A 17034-nucleotide genomic window follows, 5' to 3' on the forward strand; every position below is an offset into this window, starting at 1 on the left:
CGCAGGGCCGGCATGCTGGTAGAATCGTCCATTCCTTTCCCACCACTTTCCTCTGAATTCATGTCCGGCAATACATTTGGCAAACTCTTTACCGTCACCACCTTCGGCGAATCGCATGGTCCCGCGATCGGCTGCGTCATCGATGGCTGCCCGCCGGGCATGGCCCTGTCGGAAAGCGACATCCAGCCCGAGCTGGACCGCCGCAAGCCGGGCACGTCGCGCCACGTGACGCAGCGCCAGGAGGCGGACCGGGTGGAGATCCTGTCGGGCGTGTACGAGGGCGTGACGACCGGCACGCCGATCGCGCTGCTGATCCGCAACGAGGACCAGCGCAGCAAGGACTACGGCAACATCGCCGAGACCTTCCGCCCCGGCCACGCCGACTACACCTACTGGCACAAGTACGGCGTGCGCGATCCGCGCGGCGGCGGCCGTTCCTCGGCGCGCCTGACGGCGCCCGTGGTGGGCGCCGGCGCCGTGGCGAAGAAATGGCTGCGCGAGCGCTTCGGCACCGAGTTCATGGGCTGCATGGGCGCGCTGGGCGACATCGACGTGCCGTTCCAGGGCTGGGAGCACGTGCGGGCGAACCCGTTCTTCGCGGCCACCGGCGACGCCGCCCTGATCGCGCGCATGGAAGCGGCGATGGACGAACTGCGCCGCGCCGGCGACTCGATCGGCGCGCGCATCGACGTGGTGGCGAAGAACGTGCCGGTGGGCCTGGGCCAGCCGCTGTACGACAAGCTCGACGCCGACATCGCCTACGCGATGATGGGCATCAATGCCGTCAAGGGCGTGGAGATCGGCGCCGGTTTCGCGTCGGTGGCGCAGAAGGGGTCGGAACACGGCGACGAGCTGACGCCGCAGGGCTTCGTCGGCAATCATGCCGGCGGGGTGCTGGGCGGGATCTCGACCGGGCAGGACATCACGGTGTCGCTCGCCATCAAGCCGACGTCCTCGATCCGCACGCCGCGCCGCTCGATCGACAAGGCCGGCAACCCGGTCGAGGTCGAGACCTTCGGCCGCCACGACCCGTGCGTGGGCATCCGCGCCACCCCGATCGCCGAGGCGATGCTGGCGCTGGTGCTGATCGACCATGCGCTGATGCACCGGGCGCAGTGCGGCGACGTCAGCGTCGGGACGCCGCGCATCGCGGCGCGCTAGCACGGCGCCACCCCGGCCCGCGCCGGGGGAGGCGGTTCAGGCGCGGCCCGCCACCGCCTCCACCTGCTGGCGGCGCTCGACCGTCCTGACGACCAGCGCGCGCAGGTCGTTCAGCAGCGAGAACTCGGTCTGGCTCAGGTAGACGGACGGGAAGCGGTCGTCCCAGTCGCCGTAGATGAAGCCCACCGGCTCGCCGTGCGTGCACAGCGGGATGATCACGAAGCAGCGCGCCTCGGGCAGCGCGTCCTTCCACCACTGCGGCAGCTTGCTGGCGAACTTCGGGTCGCGCGCGTTCTCGATGAAGATCACGCGGTCGCTGCCCAGCGAGGCGAAGAACACGTTGGCCTCGTAGGCGTCCTCGAACACCAGCTGCGGCAGCAGCGCCTTGGCGTGGTCGCCCAGGCCGATCTTGGCCGAGTACTTGCCGTCGCGGCGGCTGCGCAGGAAGCCGAAGGCGCGCGTGAACGACAGGCCGTGGTAGGCCGTCTCGATCGCCATCGACATCATCTGGCCCGGGCTGGCGCCGGCGCCGGCGTCGCGCATGTCGGCCACGCCGCGCATCAGGATCTTGTTGCCGGCCTCGCGCATGCGCGTCACCGCGGCGGTGCGGGCGCGCTTTTCCGGCGGATTCGCCAGCGGCGCGAGCGACAGGTCGGCCGCCGCTTCCGCCTTGGCCTTCTCGATGGCGCCGACGATGGTCTCCGGCGCGATGCCGATCAGCGGCGCGAAGCCGGCCGCCAGTCGCTGCACCTGCTCGGCGCCGGCCTCGTCGTTGTGCCACAGCGAGTCGGCGCACTGCGAGGACATGGTGCCGAGCGCGGCGAGCCAGTCGTCGTGGCCGAACTGCTCGCCCCGTTCGCCCGGCTCGACGCGGCGCATGCCGGCGATCAGGTTGCGCGGCAGGCCCCAGTGCTCGGCGGTGGCGCGGCCCACCTGTTCCAGCGTCAGGCCCAGCTGCGCCTTCGTCGCGGCGTCCACGGCCCCGGCCCCGGCGTCCTGGCCGGCCACGGCCTGCTGCAGCAGCACCCACTGTTCCGGCAGGTAGAAGGTGACCATCATGCGGCCCAGCGAATGCAGGATCGAGCACACCACGGCTTCCTCCGGGTCGCGCGCCTGCGCCTGCGCCGCGACCTGGTGCGCCACCATCCCGGCCAGCACCGCCTTTTCCATCTCGATGTGGGCCGGCAGCGAGTCCGGCGTGGTCTTGCTCAGTTCCTCGATCAGCTTCAGGCCCAGCGCCAGGTGGCCGATGGCCTCGGTGCCCAGCACCAGGATCGCCTTGGACACGGTGTTGATGCGCTGGCCGAAGGCCGAATACATGCCGCTGTTGGCCAGGCGCAGCACCTTCTGCGTCAGCACGGGATCGGACAGCACTGTCTCGGCCATCGAGAAGTCGCGCTCGTCCTCGCCGCGCATCGAGGCCAGGATCGCGTTGATGGCGCGCGTGAAGCCGGGCATGTCGCCGCGCCGGCGGATGCGCTCCCACAGCAGCGCGAGGGTGGCGTCGGCCTTCGGCGACCGTTCGATGCTGGTCTGGTTCATGGTTTGACCGCCTTGAGTTCGTCCGGCAGCAGTTCGGCGTACAGGTTTTCCTTCAGCGCGGCCATGGCCACGTTGGCCGGCATCGGCTTGCCGGTCAGGTAGCCCTGCACGTAGTCGCAGCCGCGGGTTTGCACGTACGCGAGTTGGTCCTCGGTCTCGACGCCTTCGGCCACGACCGACAGGTCGAGGTGCTTGGCCAGGTCGAGCACGGCGTTGCAGATGGCGGCGTCCTTGGCCGACGCCGGCAGGTCCTTGATGAAGGCGCGGTCGATCTTCAGCACCGAGATCGGGAAGCGCTTCAGGTAGGCCAGCGACGAATAGCCGGTGCCGAAGTCGTCGATCGCGATGCGCGCGTGGCGCTCGGTCATCTTGGCCAGGATCGCCTCGGCGTGCAGCGGGTCGACCATCAGCGTGCCCTCGGTGATCTCGAGCACCAGCTTGTCGCCCGGCGTGCCGGAAAACGCCAGCGCGTCGTCGAGCACGGCCAGGAAGCGGTCGCTGCGGAACTGGCGCGGACTGATGTTGACCGAGATGTAGAGCGTGCGCTTGGCCACTTCCTCGAACTGGCGCAGCTGCACCAGCGCCGCCTTCAGGGCCCAGGCGCCGAGCAGGTTGATCAGGCCGTTGGTCTCGGCGATCGGGATGAAGCGCACCGGCGGCACCATGCCCAGCACCGGGTGCTTCCAGCGCATCAGCGTCTCGAAGCCCTCGATCTGGCGCGAGACGGCGCTGACGATGGGCTGGTAGTAGAGCAGGAACTCGCCTTCGCGCACCGCCTGGAACATCGCCGCCTCCAGCGAGATGTCGTGCTGCGGCGTCCCGCCCGCCTTCATGTCGTGGACCACGCTGCGCCCGCCGCCGGTGTCCTTGCTGCGGCCCATGGCGGCATCGGCCATCGCCAGCAGGCGCACCTCGTCCTCGGCGTGTTCCGGGTAGATCGACACGCCGATCGAGGCGCCCAGGTAGACCGTGTGGCTGTCGACCTCGAACGGCGACTGCAGCGCGGCGAGCAGGCGCCCGGTCACGAGCTTGATCTGGGCGGGGTTGAAGGTGCCCGGCAGGACCGCGACGAATTCGTCGCCGCCCACGCGCGCCAGGGTGTCGCTGTCGCGCAGCGTGCGGCGCAGCCGGGTGGCGGCCTGGCGCAGCACGGCGTCGCCGACCGGGTGGCCGAGGCCGTCGTTGACCTTCTTGAAGCCGTCCAGGCCGATGGTGGCGACCGAGAAGCCCTGGCCGGAGCGGCGCGCATTCGCGATCACCATGCGGATGCGGTCCGACAGCAGCAGGCGGTTGGGCAGTTCGGTGAGGGCGTCGTGCGTGGCCATGTGGCGCAGGCGCTGCTCGGTGGCGCGTTGGCCCGCCATGTCGCGCCCGGTCACCAGCAGTTCGCGCGTGCCGGGCAGGGCGGCGATGCGCAGCTCGAACCAGTTCTCGGCGGCGGCGGCGCGCAGGCGCACCTCGACCAGCACCGGATTCTGGGCCCCCTGCGCCGAGGCGGCATCGACGATGGCGTTGCGCAGCGCCGGCTGGTCGGGTTCCGCGGCCAGCGCCAGCAGGGTCGTGCCGGCCAGCGGGGCGCCGGCGCCGAGGGCGCGCAGCGTGCGCTGGCTGGAGGCGCGCACCATGCCGCCCGGGTCGATGCGCAGGGCGATGTCGCCCATGGCTTCCAGGAAGACGTCCAGGCTCGCCGCGTCGGCCGCCTGCTGCGGGACGTCCTGCGGTACTGCGGTTGAACTGGCGCGCATTGTGGGAATATCTGCTTTCTGAACTGGGCGGGGACGCGTCCCCTGGAACCATGCGAGTGTACCAAATCAACAACCAATGTATCACCGAAAGATTCCAGCAGGAATTAAATAACACAAATCCCCGCATGCTGCCGGTACACGCTTGATGCACCGCAGCCGGCCATCGCCCATGCTCGTGCTTGCCCGGCCGACGCCTTTCGGCTAGCCTGGTTGTCTTGCCGATAAGATAATTCGCCGGTCGAACTGGAGCATTGTCGCTGATGTAGTGCAAATAGGAAACTTTTTCATTGTATATATGATGCTTAGTTGCAACAATAGCCGTATTCAATTGCATTTTGTTCATTAAATCGGCAATAAAATTGCGTGGGCGGCAGCTTCCTCGTCAAGGAGATGGGCATGAACCGATTCGACACCCATGAAGTCTTCAATCAGGCGCCGGCGTTCGCCGGCGTCAACCTGTTCCGCTGCGACCCCGCACTGCGCGAGGCGCTGGCGCGCGAAGGCGGCGGCTGGGCGGCCCCTGCGCTGGAGCAACTGGGCGAACGCCTGGGCAGCGCGGCCTGGCAGGAGCAGGCGCGCCTGGCCAACGCGCATCCGCCGCGGCTGGCGGGTACCGACGGCCAGGGCCGGCGCATCGACGAGATCGAATTCCACCCGGCCTGGCATGCGCTGATGGCGCTGCTGGTCGAGCAGGGCGCGCATTCGCTGCCGTGGGAAGCGCCGCGCGCCGGCGCCCAGGTGGCGCGCGCGGCCATGTACCTGCTGTTCGGCCAGCTCGAGAACGGGTCGCAATGCCCGGTCACGATGACCTATGCGGCGGTGCCGGCGCTGCGCCGGGCGCCGGCCATCGCCGCGCACTGGCTGCCGAAGATCCTGGCGCGCGCCTACGATCCGCGGTCGCTGCCGGTCGAGCACAAGCGCGGCGCGCTGGTCGGCATGGGCATGACGGAAAAGCAGGGCGGCACCGACGTGCGCGCCAACACCACGCGGGCGACGCCGCTCGCGCCCGGCGCGGCGCGCGCGCGCTTCGGCGCCGCGTTCGCCGACGCCTGGTCCCTGGTCGGCCACAAGTGGTTCTTCTCGGCGCCGCAGGCGGATGCCCACCTGGTACTGGCGCAGGCCGACGTCGACGGCCGGCCGGCGCTGTCGTGCTTCTTCGTGCCGCGCTACCTGCCGGACGGCAGCCGCAACGCGATCCGCGTGCAGCGCCTGAAGGACAAGCTGGGCAACCGGTCCAACGCCTCGTCCGAGGTGGAGTTCTGCGACGCCGTCGGCTGGCTGGTGGGCGAGGTCGGACGCGGCGTGCCGACCATCCTGGAAATGGGCAGCCACACGCGGCTCGACTGCGTGCTGGGCAGCGCCGGCATCATGCGCGCCGCGCTCACCCATGCGCTGCACCACGCGCGCGGCCGCGCCGCCTTCGGCCGGCCGCTGGCGCAGCAGCCGCTGATGCGCAACGTGCTGGCCGACCTGGCGCTGGAGTCGGAGGCGGCGACGGCGTTCGCGCTGCGGCTGGCGCGCTGTTTCGACCAAGGCAGCGACCAGGGCGGCCAGGCCGCCGACCCGCGCGAAGCGCTGCTGGCGCGCCTGCTGACGCCGGCCGGCAAGTACTGGATCTGCAAGCGCGGCCCGGCCTTCGGCGCCGAGGCGATGGAAGTCATGGGCGGCAACGGCTACGTCGAGGACGGGCCGCTGGCGCGGCTGTACCGCGAGTTCCCGGTGAATTCGATCTGGGAAGGCTCCGGCAACGTGATGTGCCTGGACGTGCTGCGCGCGCTGGGCAAGGGGCGCGAGGTCGCCGACGCGCTGGCCGCCGAGCTGGCGCTGGCGGCGGGCCGGGCGCCCGGCTACGACGCGTACTGCGCGGCGCTGCTGGACGACCTGGCGCGCGCCGCCACCGACGAGGGCGGCGCGCGCCGCCTGGCCGAGCGGCTGGTGGTGGCGGTGCAGGCGGGGCTGCTGCTGCGCCATGCGCCGCAGGCGGTCGCCCATGGCTTCCTCGTCTCACGCATCGGCGCCGACGCGGGCGGCGCGTTCGGACGGCTGCCGGCGGACGTCGATTGCGCGGCCATCCTCGCGCGCGCGCTGCCGTCGTGACGGGCGCATCGGCGGCGATATTTGCCGGGCAAGCGCCGGCGCCGACGACAAACGCGGGACAAACGGCGCCGCGGCTGGGATAATGGCGCCCTGATGCCGTCGCGGCGCCGCCGCCGGCGCGAACTCATCCTCCAGATTCTTCATGTCGACAATGAAACAAGATCCGCGCTTTCCGAACCTCTTCATCACGAACCATCCCCTGATCCAGCACAAGCTGTCCCACATGCGCGACCGCGGCACCTCGACCCGCACCTTCCGCGAGCTGCTCAAGGAGATCACCCTCCTGATGGGGTACGAAATCACGCGCGACCTGCCGCTGACGACCCGCGAGATCGAGACGCCGCTGCAGACCATCGACGCCCCGGTCATCGCCGGCAAGAAGCTGGCGATCGTGCCGATCCTGCGCGCCGGCGTCGGCATGAGCGACGGCCTGCTGGAACTGGTGCCGTCGGCGCGCGTCGGCCACATCGGCGTGTTCCGCGATCCGGACACCCACCTGCCGGTCGAATACCTGGTGCGCCTGCCGGACACCAACGAGCGCACGTTCATCCTGTGCGACCCGATGGTCGCGACCGGCAACTCGGCCGTGTACGCGGTGGACGTGCTCAAGAAGCGCGGCGTGCCGGACGAGCAGATCATCTTCCTGGCGCTGGTGGCGGCGCCGGAAGGCGTGGCGGTGTTCCACAAGGCGCATCCGGGCGTCAAGCTGTACGTGGCGTCGCTCGATTCGCACCTGAACGATCATGCGTACATCATCCCGGGCCTCGGCGACGCCGGCGACCGGATCTTCGGCACCAAGTAAGGCGACCACGGAGGCAGACACGATGAGCAACGGCGGTGCGGATGCGGAATTCTTCGAACGCCTGGCAGAGCTGAACGACAAGTTCGCACGCAGCCTGCCGCAGACCCTGGGGCGGCTGGCGCAAGCGCGCGCCGTCTTCGATCCGGCGGCGCCCCAGCCCGCGCTGGTCGAGCAGCTGCAGGCGGTGCTGCACACGCTGGCCGGCTCGTCGGCCACGTTCGGCTTCCATGTCCTCGGGCGCCAGGCGCGCGCGCTGGAGCAGCGCCAGCAGGTGCTGGCCACGTTCGACGACGCGGGCGCGCGCGAGTGGGAAGCCTGGCTGGCGGCGCTGGACGTGTTCATCGCCTGGGGACTGCGCGATCCCAAGGCCGCGTATCCCGAAGATGAGTCCGCCACCTAGATGTTGAACAAGTTTGTTGTCCGAAAGCCGTTTGATCCAACACAAACTTGCCCCCCATCGATCTCCTATATTCTGCTTACAGCCGAAGCAAAGACAGGCGGGTAAAAAGTTGGGCCAAGGAATCACTCAACAATCGTTACGTGCTTGTGGTGTATTTTTGCGAAAACCGTGTACATTCGGTTTTATTCGGTATAATGCGGGATCGTTGGATTCGAGGTAGTAGTGCAGTTAGTCTGTCATTTCTTTCTTGCTTCTTCAAACGATCATAAACGGACGACAGTCCACTTTAACTGAAATAGGAAATTGTAATGGCAACTGGCATCGTAAAATGGTTCAATGACTCCAAGGGTTTCGGCTTCATCACCCCGGACGAAGGCGGCGAAGATCTGTTCGCGCACTTCTCGGCGATCCAAACCCAGGGCTTCAAGTCGCTGCAAGAAAACCAGCGCGTGTCCTTCGACGTGACCTCGGGTCCGAAAGGCAAGCAAGCATCGAACATCCAGCCGCTGTAATGCGCTGAATCGCACATGCTAAAAAATCCCCGGAATTCCCGGGGATTTTTTTTATCCGTGCGCTGCCGGACATTCCCGATTCCGGCAAATTTGTGGCTCAGGCCTTGCGCGCATCGCGCCAGTAATCCGGCCGGGCGTACGCGCGGCGCAGGAAATCGACGAAAAGCCTGATCCGCAGCGGCAGGTGGCGGCGCTGCGCGAACACCGCGTAGATATCGTTGCCGGGCGCCGCGTGCGCTTCCAGCACCGGCACCAGCAGGCCCGCCTCGATCTCCGAGCCCACTTCCCACATCGAGCGCCAGGCCAGTCCGCGCCCGGCCAGCGCCCAGTCGTGCAGCACCTCGCCGTCGTTGCAGACCATGTTGCCGGCCACCTTGAGCGTGACGGTGCCGCCATCCACGCTGAAGGTCCAGCCGCGCTGGCTGCCCTCGCTGCTGATCGCCAGGCAGTTGTGGCGCGCCAGGTCGTCCAGCGTCTGCGGCGTGCCGTGGCGTTTCAGGTAGGCGGGCGCCGCCACGACCACCCGGCGGTTGTCGGCCAGCTTGACGCCCACCAGGTTCGAGTCCGACAGGCCGGCGATGCGGATCGCCACGTCCACCCCTTCGCCCACCACGTCGACGATGCGGTCGTTCAGGTTCAGGTTGACCGTGACGTCGCGGTGTTCGGCCAGGAAGGAGGGCAGCAGCGGCGCCACGTGCTGGCGCCCGAAGCCGGCCGGCGCCGACACCAGCAGGTGGCCGCTGGCGCGCGCGCTGCGCTCGGAGACGGCGGATTCCGCCTCTTCCAGCTCGGCCAGGATGCGCTGGCAATCCTCGAGGAAGGCGGCGCCCTCGTCGGTCAGGGCAAGCTTGCGCGTCGTGCGCTGCAGCAGCTTGACGCCCAGGCGCGCCTCGAGCGCGTCCAGGCGCCGGCCGATCATGGCGGGGGCGATGCCCTCGGCGCGCGCGGCCGCGGACAGGCTGCCGCGGGCGACGACCTCGACGAAGGTGGAAATCTGGCGGAACTGTCCCATCGGTATGCACGCTTCATCTGTGACAAAAACGCACAAATGAATGTATTTTTTGTCTCGTTTAGGTAGGCTGGAGTGAATATACTTGACGGGATAGCAAACGCCAAGCCCGATGCATCGGGCGCCTGGCGCAGCAGCGGATCTTCAACGACGACAACAGGAGCACGCCATGACCATCGCCACCCCAGCCGGAATGGAAATCCGGGCCGAGATCAAGCCCGGCTACGACCGGATCCTGACCCCCGACGCCCTCGCGCTGGTTGCCAAGCTGAGCCGCGAATTCGAACCGCGCCGCCAGCAGTTGCTGGCGGCCCGCGTCGCGCGCGCCAAACGCCTGGACGCCGGCGAGCGCCCGGACTTCCTGCCGGAGACGGCCGCCATCCGCGACGGCGACTGGCAGATCGCCCCGATCCCGCCGGCGCTCGCCTGCCGCCGCGTCGAGATCACCGGACCCGTCGAGCGCAAGATGGTCATCAATGCGCTCAATTCCGGCGCCGACAGCTACATGACCGACTTCGAGGATTCGAACACGCCGAACTGGGACAACCAGATCACGGGCCAGCTCAACATGATCGACGCCGTGCGCGGCACCATTGCGCTGGAACAGAACGGCAAGCAGTACAAGCTGAACGACAAGGTCGCGACGCTGCTCGTGCGTCCGCGCGGCTGGCACCTGGACGAGAAGCACGTGCTGGTGGACGGCAAGCGCGTGTCCGGCGGCATCTTCGACTTCGCGCTGTTCATGTTCCACAACGCCGGCGAACAGCTGGCCCGCGGCGCCGGTCCGTATTTCTACCTGCCGAAGCTGGAATCGCACCTCGAGGCGCGCCTGTGGAACGACATCTTCGTCATGACCCAGCAGGAGCTCGGCCTGCCGCAGGGCACCATCAAGGCGACCGTGCTGATCGAGACGATCCTGGCCGCCTTCGAGATGGATGAGATCCTGTACGAGCTGCGCGAGCACAGCGCGGGACTGAACGCCGGGCGCTGGGATTACATCTTCTCGTGCATCAAGAAATTCAAGCTGGACAAAGATTTCTGCCTGGCCGACCGTCCGAAGGTGACGATGACCGCGCCCTTCATGCGCGCCTATGCGCTGCTGCTGCTCAAGACTTGCCACAAGCGTGGCGCACCGGCGATCGGCGGCATGTCGGCCCTGATCCCGATCAAGAACGATCCCGAAAAGAATGCGGTCGCGATGGCCGGCGTGATCGGCGATAAATCGCGCGACGCCACCGACGGCTACGACGGCGGCTGGGTCGCCCACCCGGGCCTGGTCGAGCCGGCCATGACGGAATTCAAGAGAGTGCTGGGCGACCGGCCGAACCAGATCGACAAACAGCGCCCGGACGTCGAAGTGACGGCAGCACAATTGCTCGACTTTAAGCCCGAAGCGCCGATCACGGAAGCGGGCCTGCGCTACAACATCAATGTCGGCATCCACTACCTGGGCGCCTGGCTGGCCGGCAATGGCTGCGTGCCGATCCACAACCTGATGGAAGACGCGGCCACCGCCGAGATCAGCCGTTCCCAGGTGTGGCAGTGGATCCGCTCGCCGAAAGGCGTGCTGGACGACGGCCGCAAGGTTACCGCGCAGATGGTGCGCGAGATGATCCCGCAAGAGCTGGCCAATGCCAAGGCGGCCGCGCCGAACGGCGACAACCCGAGCTATGCGCGCGCGGCCGAGATCTTCGAGCAGATGTCGACGTCGGAAGACTTCGCGGAATTCCTGACCTTGCCGTTGTACGAGGAAATCTGACGGTCGGGGCGGTGCGCACCACCGGGGTCAGCGCCCGCCATTGACGTTCGCGGGCGCCGACCCCGGTGCGTGCCGCAGCCGCGCACAATGCGTGGCCCTCGACACCCTCAAAACACGTTCTTCCACTCGCGCAAGGCCGCAAACGCGGCCACCGCATCCCCGCCCGGCGCCAGCCTGCCCGCCGCCACGAGCGACGCGACGATCCCCGGTTCCGTCGCCCGCAGGAACGGGTTGGTCGCCTTTTCGATGGCGATGTTCGACGGCACCGTCGGCAGGTTGGTGCCGCGCATCCTGCTGTCGTTTTCCACCCGCATCTTCAGCGCCACGTTGCCGGGCTCGACGGCCTCGGCGAAACGCAGGTTCGACAGCGTGTACTCGTGCGCGCAATACACCAGCGTGTCGTCGGGCAGGGCGGCCAGCTTGGCCAGCGACGCGGCCATCTGCGCCGGCGTGCCTTCGAACAGGCGGCCGCAGCCGGCGCCGAACAGCGTGTCCCCGCAGAACAGCCAGTGCGCGCCCGGCGTCTCGCGCACGTAGGCGATGTGGCCCAGCGTATGGCCGGGCACGTCCAGCACCGACAAGGCCAGGTCCAGGCCGGGCACGCTCACGCGCTCGCCTTCCCCGAGCGGATGCGTGACGGCGTCGATGCCGTCGTTGCGCGGCCCGAACACGGGCACGCTGGCGTGCTCGAGCAGGCGCGCCACGCCACCGATGTGGTCAGCATGATGATGGGTGAGTAGAATGGCGGTCAGGGCGAGTCCATGCGCCTGCAGCGCTTGCAGGATCGGCTCGGCATCGCCCGGATCGACGACCGCCGCATTGGCGCCATCGTGGATGATCCACAGGTAATTGTCCTTGAAGGCCGGGACCGTCAATACGGACAGGTCGGTGCGTGCCGGGGGCAGCGATGGGGTCGGCGTGGAAGTCGGCGATGAGGTCATGGGAAGTTTGGAGTAAGGGTCATGCATGGATAGCACGGTATCCGAAAAATCCATTATAGCGCTCGACCACTGGCTGCAATCGCCGGCGGGCGCCTACGTGCGCGCCTGGGAGCAGGCGTGCCTGGACGAATTGACGGCCGATATCTTCGGCTTCAATGCCGTGCAGATCGGCCTGCCGCAGATCGATGCGCTGGCGGCCAGCCGCATGCCGAACAAGTGGCAGGCCGCGACGCGCACATCCACCGAGGACGAACTTGCCTTCGCCGGCGGTTGCAAGCAGATCGCCGTGGCCGTCGATTTCGAGGAGCTGCCGTTCGCCTCGCAGAGCCTGGACCTGGTGGTGCTGCCGCACGTGCTCGAATTCGCCGACGAGCCGCACCAGGTGCTGCGCGAGGTGGAGCGGGTGCTGATCCCGGAAGGGCAGTTGATCATCTGCGGCTTCAATCCGGCCAGCCTGTGGGGCGTGCGCCAGGGCATGGGACGCCTCACCAGCAGCGACTACCTGCCGAATGCCGGCGAGTTCATTTCTTTGCCGCGCCTGAAAGACTGGTTAAAATTGCTGAATATGGGCGCCACGCGCAGCCATTTCGGCTGCTATGCGCCGCCGTTTCGCACGACGCAGTGGCTGAACCGGTTCGCCTTCGTCGAGGGCGCCGGCCGGCGCTGGTGGCCCTACCTGGGCGCCGTCTACGTCGTGCACGCGATCAAGCGCGTCAAGGGAATGCGCATCATCGGGCCGGCCTGGAACAAGAAGTCGGCCAAGGCCCCGCAAACGGTGCCGGCCACGAACCGCAACGACGGCAACCGCTAACATCAATCAAGGAAACGAAGCAGCATGACCAAAGTAGAGATTTTCACCGACGGCGCCTGCAAGGGAAACCCGGGCACCGGGGGCTGGGGCGCGCTGTTGCAGGCCGATGGCGGCCACGAGAAGGAAATCTTCGGCGGCGAGGCGAACACGACCAACAACCGCATGGAACTGCGCGCCGTCATCGAGGCGCTGACCCTGCTCAAGCGCCCCTGCCAGGTGGTGCTGCATACCGACAGCCAGTACGTGCAGAAGGGCATCTCGGAGTGGATCCACGGCTGGAAGGCGCGCGGCTGGAAGACGTCCACCAAGGAACCGGTCAAGAACGACGACCTGTGGAAGGCGCTCGACGCCGCCCAGCAGCAGCATGCCGTCGAGTGGCGCTGGGTGCGCGGCCACAACGGCCACCCGGGCAACGAGCGGGCCGACGTGCTGGCCAATATGGGCTGCGCTTCCGTCAAGCGCTGACCCCGTCGTCATCCTGCCGCCCGCCGCGTCTGGCGCGCAAGGCGCGGGGCAGGGCGCCGCCACGCCGCCATGCGCGGTGTGCGACAGCCTCCGCCGGCGCCGCCGGGACCCCTTTGGTATACTCGGGGGTCTTTTCTTTTCATCCCTGAGAGTCCCACGCGCATGCGCCAAATCGTCCTCGATACCGAAACCACCGGCCTGAACCCGCGTACCGGCGACCGCATCGTCGAAGTCGGCTGCGTCGAAATCCTCGACCGCAAGATCACCGGCAACCACTTCCACGCCTACATCAATCCGGAACGCGACTCGGACGAGGCGGCGCTGGCGGTGCACGGCCTGACCACGGAGTTCTTGAGCGACAAGCCGAAGTTCCACCAGATCGCCGACGAACTGCGCGACTTCGTCCAGGGCGCGGAAATCATCATCCACAACGCGCCGTTCGACCTCGGCTTCCTGAACCACGAATTCCAGCGCATCGGCCTGCCGCCGTTCGTCGAGCATTGCAGCAATGTGATCGATACCCTGGTGCAGGCCAAGGAACTGCATCCCGGCAAGCGCAACTCGCTGGACGCCCTGTGCGACCGCTACGGCATCTCGAATGCCCACCGCAAGCTGCACGGCGCCTTGCTCGACTCGGAACTGCTGGCCGACGTCTACCTGGCGATGACGCGCGGCCAGAACTCGCTGTCGATGGACGTCGAGGTCGAAGTCGCGGGCGGCGGCCTGGTGCTGGAAGCGGGGCCGCTGGGCGAGATCGTCGTGCTCGCGCCGGCCGCGGACGAGCTCGCCGAGCACGAACTGGTGCTGGCCGCGCTCGACAAAGGCGTGAAAGGTGAATGTGTTTGGAGAAAATATTCCATTCAGGGGTGACAGAACGCAAGAACTCCCCTATAATGCACGTCATTGCAGCGACACAAACGCAGCAAAGCAGTAAAAAGCAGCATGAAGTAGCGATGCTGCGGAAAACAGCGGAAAAATAGTAGCAAGCAGGGCGGTTAGCTCAGGGGTAGAGCACAGCATTCACACTGCTGGGGTCGCAAGTTCGAAACTTGCACCGCCCACCAGGATTCCACGAAAAGGCCAGCGCAATGCTGGCCTTTTTGCGTTTGCACCGGCGCTCGCTGCCGGCACGTTGCAGCGGCGCGCGACCAGGAGAGGACAGCAGTGAGCGCAATCGAAAAAGCCAGCACCTTCGTCGGCAAGACCTTTTCCGTCTGGGTGCTGCTGTTCGCCGCCCTCGGCTATGTGGCGCCGGAGCTGTTCGTCGGCTTCCGGGCCTGGATCGCGCCGCTGCTCGGCATCGTCATGTTCGGGATGGGGCTGACGCTGTCGGCCGCCGATTTCCGCGACGTGTTCCGGCGGCCCGGCGACGTGGCGATCGGCGTCGTCGGCCACTACCTGATCATGCCGGGCCTGGCCTGGCTGCTGGCCGTGGGCTTGCGGCTGCCGCCCGACATCGCCGTCGGCGTGATCCTGGTCGGCTGCTGCCCGAGCGGGACCGCGTCGAACGTCATGACCTTCCTGGCCAAGGGCGACGTCGCGCTGGGCGTGTCGATCGCCTCGGTGTCGACCCTGGTCGCGCCGCTCGCCACGCCGGCGCTCGTGTCGCTGCTGGCCGGCACGTGGATGACCATCGATACCGGTTCCCTGTTCGTCGACATCCTGCAGGTCGTGATCGTGCCGATCGTGCTCGGCCTCGTCGCGAAGGCCCTGTTCCGCCGCCAGGCCGAGGCCGGCGCGCGCGCGCTGCCGCTGGTGTCGACGGTGGCGATCGTCGCCATCATCGCGATCATCGTCGGGCTGAACCGGACCGGGCTGCTGGCGAACGGGCCGCTGATCCTGGCGGCGGTCGTCCTGCACAACCTGCTCGGCTTCGCGCTCGGCTACCTGTTCGCCCGGCTGTTCGGCATGGACCTGGCCAAGCGCAAGGCGGTCATGATGGAGACGGGCATGCAGAATTCCGGCCTCGGCGCGGCGCTCGCGTCGGCGCACTTCAGTCCGCTGGCGGCCGTGCCCAGCGTGTTGTTCAGCGTCTGGCACAACCTGTCCGGCGCCGCGCTGGCGACCTGGTTCGCACGCCGCGACCGGTAGCGCGGCCGCGCCTCGCCTACGATACCGCCAGCACGATCTTGCCGCGCAGGTGTCCGCGCGCGGCCCGCGCATGGGCGCTGGCGGCATCCGCCAGCGCGAAGGTGCTGTCGATGGCCACGCGCAGCGTCCCGTCCTCGAGCAGGCGCGCGATCTGCGCGAGCTGGGCGCCGTTCGAGCGCACCTGGGCCGCGGACACCGTGACGCCCAGTTCCCTGGCCTGCTCGTGGCCGGCGAAGCCCAGCGGATACACGAGGTAGAGGGCGCCGCCTGGCGCGAGCGTCGGCAGGAAGCGGCTCGCGGCGGGGCCGCCGACCGTGTCCAGCACGAGGTCCACGCCGCGCACGGCGGCCGGGTCGTCCTGCGTGTAGTCGATGTGCGCGTCGGCGCCGATCGCGCGCAGGAATGCGCCGTGCCCGCCGGAGGCCACCGCGATCACGCGCGCGCCCTCGCGCTTGGCCAGCTGCACCGCGAGGTGGCCGACGCCGCCGGCGGCGCCGTTGACCAGTACCGTGCGGCCGGCGAGCGGCAGCGGGCGGTGCGGGTGCGCCTGGAACGGATTGGGCTGCGCGTGGCCGGGGTCGACGAGGAACTGCCAGGCCGTCAGCGCGGCCATCGGCGCCGCCGCGGCCGTCACGTGGTCGATGCCGGCCGGCTTGTGCGCGAGGTCGGTCGCGGGCGCGGCGACGTACTCGGCATAGGCGGCGCTGTCACCGAAGCTGGGGAAGCGCAGCATGCCGAACACCGCGTCGCCGACGGCGAAGTCGCGCACGTCGGCGGCGACGGCCGCGACCACGCCCGAGACGTCGGATCCGGGGATCGCGGGGAGGGACACGGCCGGGCGCCAGTCCGGCGGCAGCGTGCGGTAGCCGTCGCGCAGGTACCAGTCGGGCGGGTTGACGCCGGCCGCGTGGACGCGCACCAGCACCTCGCCCGGCCCGGGCGCCGGCATCGGCGCGTCCTCGTAGCGCAGCACGTCGGGGCCGCCGAACGCGTGCAGGCGCACCGCTTTCATGGTCTGGGTTGACATGGATGACTCCTTCCTCAAGAATGGACGATTGAACGGAACGGTGCTCCGTATAAACGGAACACTGCTCCGGTTGTGTCTTCAATATACGGAGCGACGCTCCGCTTGTCAAGGATGGCCATGCGCGCAGACGCCCGGAAGAACTACGACCATTTGCTGGAGATCGGACGCGACGTCGTCGCGGAGCAGGGCGCCGACGCGTCGATGCGCGACGTGGCGCGCCGGGCCGGCGTCGGCATCGGTACGCTGTACCGGCATTTCCCGACCCGGGAAGCGTTGCTGGAAGCCCTGTTGCGGGGCAGTTTCGACCGTGTGACGGCCGGCGCGGCAGAACTGGCGGCGCGGCACGACAGCGGCGCGGCGCTGCTCGCGTGGCTGCGCGACATGGTCGCGCTGACCCACAGTCACCGCGGGGTGATCGCCGCGATGACGAGCGCCATCGCGGCGCCGGAATCGGCGCTGCACGCCTCGTGCGTGGCGCTGCGCGCCTCCGGTGCGCAGTTGCTGGCGCGCGCCCAGGCCGACGGCAAGGCGCGCGCCGACATCGACGGCACCGACCTGCTCGCGCTGGTGAGCGCGCTCGCCTGGCTCAACGACCAGCCGCCGTTCGCCGAGCGCGTCGACAGGCTGCTGGACGTGGTCGCGCGCGCGATCATGGTGTAGGCCGGCAGGGAG

General features: G+C 68.2%; 16 protein-coding genes and 1 tRNA gene. 12 read left to right on the top strand and 5 right to left on the bottom strand.

The features are described 5' to 3' along the window. Positions 1-60 precede the first annotated feature (60 nt). Positions 61-1161 carry a chorismate synthase gene (gene aroC, locus QZ749_RS09325; protein ID WP_296945754.1) on the top strand — a complete coding sequence of 367 codons (1101 nt, stop codon included), beginning with the start codon at positions 61-63 and terminating at the stop codon, positions 1159-1161. Positions 1162-1197: 36 nt separating this feature from the next. On the opposite strand, the gene QZ749_RS09330 is transcribed toward aroC, so the two are convergent. Together QZ749_RS09330 and QZ749_RS09335 are read right to left on the bottom strand one after the other, a co-directional pair. Then, complete coding sequence (locus tag QZ749_RS09330; protein WP_296945755.1) at positions 1198-2703, bottom strand: HDOD domain-containing protein; 1506 nt, start codon at positions 2701-2703, stop codon at positions 1198-1200. Then, a complete protein-coding gene (locus tag QZ749_RS09335; RefSeq protein ID WP_296945758.1) occupies positions 2700-4448 on the bottom strand; it encodes a bifunctional diguanylate cyclase/phosphodiesterase in 1749 nt (582 codons plus the stop codon). Before QZ749_RS09335 ends, QZ749_RS09330 begins: the two co-directional genes overlap by 4 nt. A gap of 396 nt (positions 4449-4844) precedes the next feature. Here QZ749_RS09335 and QZ749_RS09340 point away from each other — a divergent pair, with 396 nt between their 5' ends. The 4 genes from QZ749_RS09340 (at position 4845) to QZ749_RS09355 (ending at position 8259) form a co-directional block, all read left to right on the top strand. Continuing rightward, on the top strand, positions 4845-6545 hold the full coding sequence (locus tag QZ749_RS09340; RefSeq protein WP_296945760.1) for an isovaleryl-CoA dehydrogenase: 1701 nt from the start codon (positions 4845-4847) through the stop codon (positions 6543-6545). Positions 6546-6696: 151 nt separating this feature from the next. Next, positions 6697-7347, top strand: a complete 651-nt coding sequence (gene upp, locus QZ749_RS09345; protein WP_296945763.1) for a uracil phosphoribosyltransferase — start codon at positions 6697-6699, stop codon at positions 7345-7347. A 22-nt stretch (positions 7348-7369) separates the two neighbouring features. Then, positions 7370-7747, top strand: coding sequence for an Hpt domain-containing protein (locus QZ749_RS09350; protein WP_296945765.1), 378 nt, complete (start codon positions 7370-7372; stop codon positions 7745-7747). Positions 7748-8055: 308 nt separating this feature from the next. Then, positions 8056-8259: a cold-shock protein gene (locus tag QZ749_RS09355; RefSeq protein WP_036231758.1), complete on the top strand. Its 204-nt coding sequence runs from the start codon at positions 8056-8058 to the stop codon at positions 8257-8259. Between the two features lie 97 nt (positions 8260-8356). Here the strand turns inward: QZ749_RS09355 and QZ749_RS09360 are convergent, their stop codons facing one another. Next, positions 8357-9271 carry a LysR family transcriptional regulator gene (locus tag QZ749_RS09360; protein WP_296945770.1) on the bottom strand — a complete coding sequence of 305 codons (915 nt, stop codon included), beginning with the start codon at positions 9269-9271 and terminating at the stop codon, positions 8357-8359. A gap of 166 nt (positions 9272-9437) precedes the next feature. Here QZ749_RS09360 and aceB point away from each other — a divergent pair, with 166 nt between their 5' ends. After that, positions 9438-11027, top strand: a complete 1590-nt coding sequence (gene aceB / locus QZ749_RS09365; protein WP_296945772.1) for a malate synthase A — start codon at positions 9438-9440, stop codon at positions 11025-11027. A gap of 107 nt (positions 11028-11134) precedes the next feature. Here aceB and gloB read toward each other — a convergent pair whose 3' ends face one another. Beyond that, positions 11135-11968 carry a hydroxyacylglutathione hydrolase gene (gene gloB, locus QZ749_RS09370; RefSeq protein WP_296945773.1) on the bottom strand — a complete coding sequence of 278 codons (834 nt, stop codon included), beginning with the start codon at positions 11966-11968 and terminating at the stop codon, positions 11135-11137. Positions 11969-11993: 25 nt separating this feature from the next. Here gloB and QZ749_RS09375 point away from each other — a divergent pair, with 25 nt between their 5' ends. The 5 genes from QZ749_RS09375 (at position 11994) to QZ749_RS09395 (ending at position 15335) form a co-directional block, all read left to right on the top strand. Continuing rightward, positions 11994-12779: a class I SAM-dependent methyltransferase gene (locus QZ749_RS09375; protein ID WP_296945775.1), complete on the top strand. Its 786-nt coding sequence runs from the start codon at positions 11994-11996 to the stop codon at positions 12777-12779. Positions 12780-12803: 24 nt separating this feature from the next. Continuing rightward, complete coding sequence (gene rnhA / locus QZ749_RS09380; RefSeq protein WP_296945778.1) at positions 12804-13244, top strand: ribonuclease HI; 441 nt, start codon at positions 12804-12806, stop codon at positions 13242-13244. Between the two features lie 162 nt (positions 13245-13406). Beyond that, a complete protein-coding gene (gene dnaQ / locus QZ749_RS09385) occupies positions 13407-14114 on the top strand; it encodes a DNA polymerase III subunit epsilon (RefSeq protein WP_296945780.1) in 708 nt (235 codons plus the stop codon). Positions 14115-14233: 119 nt separating this feature from the next. Beyond that, positions 14234-14308 (top strand) — tRNA-Val (locus tag QZ749_RS09390). 100 nt (positions 14309-14408) lie between these two features. After that, positions 14409-15335 (top strand): bile acid:sodium symporter family protein, encoded by a 927-nt coding sequence (locus tag QZ749_RS09395; protein ID WP_296945782.1) that lies wholly within the window; start codon positions 14409-14411, stop codon positions 15333-15335. 16 nt (positions 15336-15351) lie between these two features. Here the strand turns inward: QZ749_RS09395 and QZ749_RS09400 are convergent, their stop codons facing one another. Continuing rightward, positions 15352-16362, bottom strand: a complete 1011-nt coding sequence (locus QZ749_RS09400; protein ID WP_296945784.1) for an NADP-dependent oxidoreductase — start codon at positions 16360-16362, stop codon at positions 15352-15354. Positions 16363-16479: 117 nt separating this feature from the next. On the opposite strand from QZ749_RS09400, the gene QZ749_RS09405 reads away from it, so the two are divergent. Next, positions 16480-17022 (top strand): TetR/AcrR family transcriptional regulator, encoded by a 543-nt coding sequence (locus QZ749_RS09405; protein WP_296945786.1) that lies wholly within the window; start codon positions 16480-16482, stop codon positions 17020-17022. The last annotated feature ends 12 nt before the right edge of the window (positions 17023-17034 follow it).

This window comes from uncultured Massilia sp., assembly GCF_913773735.1.
Classification (GTDB): Bacteria; Pseudomonadota; Gammaproteobacteria; order Burkholderiales; family Burkholderiaceae_D; genus Telluria.

Bases quoted from the DNA above. Each gene is read 5' to 3' on its own strand.
- aroC (WP_296945754.1), top strand. From the start codon at position 61: ATGTCCGGCAATACATTTGGCAAACTCTTTACCGTCACCACCTTCGGC.
- QZ749_RS09330 (WP_296945755.1), bottom strand. From the start codon at position 2,703: ATGAACCAGACCAGCATCGAACGGTCGCCGAAGGCCGACGCCACCCTC.
- QZ749_RS09335 (WP_296945758.1), bottom strand. From the start codon at position 4,448: ATGCGCGCCAGTTCAACCGCAGTACCGCAGGACGTCCCGCAGCAGGCG.
- QZ749_RS09340 (WP_296945760.1), top strand. From the start codon at position 4,845: ATGAACCGATTCGACACCCATGAAGTCTTCAATCAGGCGCCGGCGTTC.
- upp (WP_296945763.1), top strand. From the start codon at position 6,697: ATGAAACAAGATCCGCGCTTTCCGAACCTCTTCATCACGAACCATCCC.
- QZ749_RS09350 (WP_296945765.1), top strand. From the start codon at position 7,370: ATGAGCAACGGCGGTGCGGATGCGGAATTCTTCGAACGCCTGGCAGAG.
- QZ749_RS09355 (WP_036231758.1), top strand. From the start codon at position 8,056: ATGGCAACTGGCATCGTAAAATGGTTCAATGACTCCAAGGGTTTCGGC.
- QZ749_RS09360 (WP_296945770.1), bottom strand. From the start codon at position 9,271: ATGGGACAGTTCCGCCAGATTTCCACCTTCGTCGAGGTCGTCGCCCGC.
- aceB (WP_296945772.1), top strand. From the start codon at position 9,438: ATGACCATCGCCACCCCAGCCGGAATGGAAATCCGGGCCGAGATCAAG.
- gloB (WP_296945773.1), bottom strand. From the start codon at position 11,968: ATGACCTCATCGCCGACTTCCACGCCGACCCCATCGCTGCCCCCGGCA.
- QZ749_RS09375 (WP_296945775.1), top strand. From the start codon at position 11,994: ATGGATAGCACGGTATCCGAAAAATCCATTATAGCGCTCGACCACTGG.
- rnhA (WP_296945778.1), top strand. From the start codon at position 12,804: ATGACCAAAGTAGAGATTTTCACCGACGGCGCCTGCAAGGGAAACCCG.
- dnaQ (WP_296945780.1), top strand. From the start codon at position 13,407: ATGCGCCAAATCGTCCTCGATACCGAAACCACCGGCCTGAACCCGCGT.
- QZ749_RS09400 (WP_296945784.1), bottom strand. From the start codon at position 16,362: ATGTCAACCCAGACCATGAAAGCGGTGCGCCTGCACGCGTTCGGCGGC.
- QZ749_RS09405 (WP_296945786.1), top strand. From the start codon at position 16,480: ATGCGCGCAGACGCCCGGAAGAACTACGACCATTTGCTGGAGATCGGA.